Here is a 1,057-nt window from a genome sequence, read left to right on the forward strand (position 1 = left end):
GAATAATTCACTTCGTGTGTTACTAACAGGTGGTGATCAGCTAAGGAAATATAAAAAGAATGGATATAGATTATTTAATAACTATGGTCCTACAGAGAATACGGTTGTTACAACAACTGGAGAAATAAGTAAAGTAGAAACTAATATACCAATTGGAAAACCAATAGCTAACACTAAAGTATATATTTTAGATGAGCAAAAGCAGCTGCAACCTATTGGTGTTATTGGAGAACTATGTATTTCTGGTGTTGGAATAGCACGAGGTTATTGGCAGAAGGAAGATTTAACTAAAGAAAGATTTATTGCAAATCCATATCAGCAAGGCGAAATAATGTATCGAACAGGTGACATGGCAAGATGGCTACCAGATGGAAGTATTGAGTTTTTAGGAAGAAATGATCATCAAGCTAAAGTTCGAGGATATCGGATAGAATTAGCTGAAATCGAATCTTGTCTATTGAATGTGGAAGAAATACAGGATGTAGCTGTAGTAGTTAAAGGAGCTGTAACAGGAGAGAAATACTTAGTAGCTTATATTATTCAAGAATCTGAATTAGACATTCAAAAAGTGAAATCTGAACTTATGAAGCAAATACCTGAGTATATGATTCCAACATTCTTTATGCAGCTGGATAATCTACCTTTAAATACAAATGGGAAAGTAGATCGAAGGGCTCTTCCTGAACCTGATGAGAAACGTATAGGAATAGATACAATTTATGAAGAAGCTGATAATGAATTGGAACAACACTTGGTTCGAATTTGGCAAGAAGTTTTACAAATAGAAAAAATCAGTGTACATGATGATTTCTTCTTATTAGGAGGACATTCATTAAAAGCGATGGTGCTTTTAGCTAAAATACAAAAAGAGTTAAAAATAAAACTTGGTTTAAAAGAACTATTTATGCATTCAAGTATACGCCAGCTATCTGTATATATGGAACAACTTAATGTGAATGTTGATTGCGTTATTAGACCTATAGAAAAGAAAGCATATTATTCAGCTTCATCTGCCCAACAAAGAATATATACTTTAACTAATTTAGATCTAAATGGT

Annotated in this window: 1 protein-coding gene; it reads left to right on the forward strand. The window is 32.6% G+C overall.

What is annotated here, in order from left to right; translation table 11 throughout:
- Positions 1-1,057: non-ribosomal peptide synthetase (locus ACS2FK_RS30395; protein WP_438899976.1), on the forward strand; the 1,057-nt coding region annotated here is incomplete at both ends.

This window comes from Bacillus cereus group sp. BceL220, from assembly GCF_051776965.1.
GTDB classification, from domain to species: domain Bacteria; phylum Bacillota; class Bacilli; order Bacillales; family Bacillaceae_G; genus Bacillus_A; species Bacillus_A cereus.